Genomic DNA, 3,182 nt, shown 5'->3' on the forward strand with positions numbered 1-3,182 from the left:
TTGATCTGAATGGTGGAGTACTCCCAGGCCAGGCTTACGACTCCACCACGCCATTCTCAACGCCTCTAACGGCAGTTCTGTAGTCATGCGACTGTTCATTGACCAGCCCACGATTTTCCTTGAATAGAGGTCCATAACCACTGCCAGATACAACCACCCCTCGCGAGTCCATAAATAAGTAATATCTGTCGTATAGACCTTATTCGCCTTCGTGACTGCAAACTCCCTGTTCAAGAGATTTTCTGCAACTGGAAACTTGTGCCTGCTATTCGTCGTCACCTTGAATTTTTTCGCATACTTCACGACCAGCCCCAACCGTTTCATCAGTGTTGTTGCCTGATGGCGACCTATGCTGTAACCCTTGCTTCGCAGTGCTTTTGCCATTCTTCGGCTGCCATATGAGCGATCAGAGTCGACAAAAATCTGCTGCGCATCAGCCTCCAGGCGGAACTGTTCAGCCCTGGAGTTCTCCTGCTGAGTCTGTTGTTTCTGCCAGCGGTAAAAGCCACTGCGCCCCACTTGCATCACTTTGCAGAGTACCTGCACCGGATAGACCACCTTCTCCTGTTGTATGAATGCAAACCTTACAACAGTTCTTTCGCGAAGAAGGCCGTCGCCTTTTTTAGGATTTCCTGCTCCATTTTCAACTGGCGATTTTCAGCTTCCAGCTCTTTTATTCGCTGTTGATCAGGCGTCAGAGCTTGCTGCCCTGCCAGGAAAAGACATTTCCTTTTTTTCATTCTGCTCACGTACCCAGCGTCTTAGGTTACCATCATGGATACCAAGACTTCTGGCCACTTCTGTAGCAGCCTGCCCCTGTTCAACTACCATAGCAATGGCTTTACGCTTAAATTCCGGAGAATAATTCTTACGCTGCTTTGTCACTTTCTACCTCGTCATCAATGGTACTATTGTGCTTAACGAGGTGTCCTAAGTCATTAAACCACTTCACTTTCATGGTCTCTTTTTTTAGCACGGATATCTGCTGCTTTTTGCTTCAGCCTTTCTTCAATCTTTTTGTAGATCTGGGTTTGAAATAATTGGCCGAAAATCTTTTCCCGATCCGCGGAATTGGCCATGAGCAGATCACGAAATTTACCCTGAGGCAGAACCATAACCGTAACCGCCAAAATAACCCACGTCCTACCCCGGTGAGATTTGATCGTGGATCATAAAGCCTCTGATTACATGGAGGCTCCGATGACCACCCCAGAAACCACTAAAGAACAATGGCTGCAACGGATCGAAGCCTGGCATGACTCCGGGCTTAGCCAAAAAGCCTGGTGCCGACAAAACGGCGTCAGACCATCACAGCTTGGTTATTGGAAAAAGAAGCTGTGGGCCGGGAACGCGCCTGCTTCATCATCAAATACCCGTACAGCCTTTGTACCTGTGTCACTGGCTCAGCGTCAGGATCAAACTGGCCAGGCATCCTCAGTCTTAACAGTCTCACTGCCTAATGGTTTGAGTGTTTCTGGTATTGACCACAATAATCTGACCCTGGCTGGACAATTGATCGGGTTACTGCAATGAATCAGCCTGTCATGCGCCCGTCGTCCACTTTGCCTGCGGTCTACCTTTACCGGGATCCCATCGATTTTCGAAAGTCCTTCAAGGGGCTGGCGGTCCTGGTCGAGCAGGAGCTTGGGCATAATCCTTTTGACGGCCATCTCTATGCCTTCACTAATCGCCACCGCAATAAAATCAAATGCCTGTTCTGGGAAGACAATGGCTTTGTACTTTATTACAAGAGCCTGGCAGACGATAAATTTCACTGGCCCAAACCCGATGACGAGCTGATAACCTTAACGCGCCAGCAGCTCAATTGGTTGCTGGATGGCTACAATCTTAATGCCATGAAACCCCATAAAAAAAGGCATTATGATAGCTGTTTTTAGTCTGAAAACTCAGACAGTTATGGTAAAATGACGGCCATGAAATCACTCATTGATACCGTCAGTCATCAGCCAAAATCCGCCTTGAGTTTACTGGTCGGAAATGCTGGAACAGCCCTGGATCTGGAGGCCTTGCTTGAGGCCATCCAGACCATCAACGGTGTCATTCTTGAAAAAGACAGCGCCCTTCTTGAAAAAGACAATGCTCTTCTTGAGAAAGACGACATTATCCAGAAAAAGTCCATCGTCATAGAAGAACAGAAAAAACGCATTGCCATTCTGGAAGAATACCTGCGTCTGGAACGTGCCCGCCTCTATGGCCACAGTTCTGAAAAGTTCAGTGGCCAGGGCGAAATCTTCAATGAAGCGGAGTTAGCCGATTGTGGTGCTGACCCGGCTGAAGAAGACGCCCTGAATGAGGAAGAACCGGAAACAGGGGAAAGCCCAAAGCCCCGCAAGAAACGCAAGGGACGTACACCGCTGTCACCGGCACTGCCGAGGGTGCAGGAACGTATTGAGCTGCCCCCGGAAGAGAAGCAGGGTGCTATTGAGACCTTCTTCACCAAAGTCCGGGAAGAGCTGGATATCATTCCAGCCCGGGTTCAGGTGAAAGAGATTCTGCAAGAGAAAGCGGTATTTCTTGAGAAAGCTGAGCCGGGAGAGGCATCGCAGGAAAAACGCGTTATCAAGGCGGCGGAGCTACCCAAACATCCCATTCCCAAATCCGCAGTGACCGTCAGCATGCTGGCCTGGATCATCATTGCCAAATATTGCGACGCCTGGCCGGCCGCACCCTGCCATTGTACCGGCAGGAAAAAATACTGGCACGCTATGGCGGCTCCATTACCCGGACGACCATGGCCAACTGGCTGATCCGGTTGTCCCTGCAACTGCAGCCCCTGATCAACCTGATGGCAGACCATCAGCGGGCCGGGCACATCATGAATGCTGATGAAACCCGGATCCAGGTACTCAAGGAACTCAGTAAGGCCATCCACTCGGATAAGTACATGTGGGTGACCCTGGGTGGCCCACCGGGGCAACCGGCGGTGTTGTTCCATTACGATCCTTCCCGGGGCAAGGAGGTTCCCCTGCGCCTGTTCGAAGGGTTCAGAGGTTACCTGCAAACTGACGGCTATGCCAGTTACAGTGCTGTGTGCAAGCAAGAAGGCATTACCCAGGTTGGCTGTTTTGACCATGTGCGCCGCAAGTTCACCGATGCCAAAAAAGGCGAAGCCAAACCGGGCAAAAAGGTGAACAACAGCAAAGTCAGCAAGGCTGATGTTG

At 50.3% G+C, this 3,182-nt stretch carries 8 protein-coding genes; 4 read left to right on the forward strand and 4 right to left on the reverse strand.

The window, feature by feature from the left end:
- The 4 genes from ACO6V1_RS23145 to ACO6V1_RS23160 form a co-directional block, all read right to left on the reverse strand.
- Window positions 1-573 (reverse strand): IS3 family transposase (locus ACO6V1_RS23145; RefSeq protein WP_422468853.1); only part of this gene is annotated, 573 nt, incomplete at its 3' end.
- Window positions 574-584: 11 nt separating this feature from the next.
- Entirely contained in the window at window positions 585-740 is a 156-nt protein-coding gene (locus ACO6V1_RS23150) for a hypothetical protein (protein WP_422468858.1), read from the reverse strand.
- Window positions 688-831 carry a transposase gene (locus ACO6V1_RS23155; protein ID WP_422468855.1) on the reverse strand — a complete coding sequence of 48 codons (144 nt, stop codon included), beginning with the start codon at window positions 829-831 and terminating at the stop codon, window positions 688-690. Before ACO6V1_RS23155 ends, ACO6V1_RS23150 begins: the two co-directional genes overlap by 53 nt.
- Before the next feature lie 107 nt (window positions 832-938).
- On the reverse strand, window positions 939-1,115 hold the full coding sequence (locus ACO6V1_RS23160) for a hypothetical protein (protein WP_422448559.1): 177 nt from the start codon (window positions 1,113-1,115) through the stop codon (window positions 939-941).
- Window positions 1,116-1,200: 85 nt separating this feature from the next.
- On the opposite strand from ACO6V1_RS23160, the gene tnpA reads away from it, so the two are divergent.
- From tnpA to ACO6V1_RS23180, 4 genes are all read left to right on the forward strand, one after another.
- Window positions 1,201-1,533: an IS66 family insertion sequence element accessory protein TnpA gene (gene tnpA, locus ACO6V1_RS23165; protein ID WP_422448561.1), complete on the forward strand. Its 333-nt coding sequence runs from the start codon at window positions 1,201-1,203 to the stop codon at window positions 1,531-1,533.
- Window positions 1,530-1,898, forward strand: coding sequence for an IS66 family insertion sequence element accessory protein TnpB (gene tnpB, locus ACO6V1_RS23170; RefSeq protein ID WP_422468849.1), 369 nt, complete (start codon window positions 1,530-1,532; stop codon window positions 1,896-1,898). Before tnpA ends, tnpB begins: the two co-directional genes overlap by 4 nt.
- A 36-nt stretch (window positions 1,899-1,934) precedes the next feature.
- Window positions 1,935-2,768: a hypothetical protein gene (locus ACO6V1_RS23175; protein WP_422448565.1), complete on the forward strand. Its 834-nt coding sequence runs from the start codon at window positions 1,935-1,937 to the stop codon at window positions 2,766-2,768.
- Window positions 2,696-3,182 (forward strand): IS66 family transposase (locus tag ACO6V1_RS23180; RefSeq protein WP_422468851.1); only part of this gene is annotated, 487 nt, incomplete at its 3' end. The genes ACO6V1_RS23175 and ACO6V1_RS23180, both read left to right, overlap by 73 nt.

Source organism: Endozoicomonas sp. ALC013, from assembly GCF_049310205.1.
Classification (GTDB): domain Bacteria; phylum Pseudomonadota; class Gammaproteobacteria; order Pseudomonadales; family Endozoicomonadaceae; genus Endozoicomonas.

Coding starts and splice junctions, on each gene's coding strand:
- tnpA (WP_422448561.1), top strand. CDS start 1,201: ATGACCACCCCAGAAACCACTAAAGAACAATGGCTGCAACGGATCGAA.
- ACO6V1_RS23175 (WP_422448565.1), top strand. CDS start 1,935: ATGAAATCACTCATTGATACCGTCAGTCATCAGCCAAAATCCGCCTTG.
- ACO6V1_RS23160 (WP_422448559.1), bottom strand. CDS start 1,115: ATGGTTCTGCCTCAGGGTAAATTTCGTGATCTGCTCATGGCCAATTCC.
- ACO6V1_RS23155 (WP_422468855.1), bottom strand. CDS start 831: ATGGTAGTTGAACAGGGGCAGGCTGCTACAGAAGTGGCCAGAAGTCTT.
- ACO6V1_RS23150 (WP_422468858.1), bottom strand. CDS start 740: ATGAAAAAAAGGAAATGTCTTTTCCTGGCAGGGCAGCAAGCTCTGACG.
- tnpB (WP_422468849.1), top strand. CDS start 1,530: ATGAATCAGCCTGTCATGCGCCCGTCGTCCACTTTGCCTGCGGTCTAC.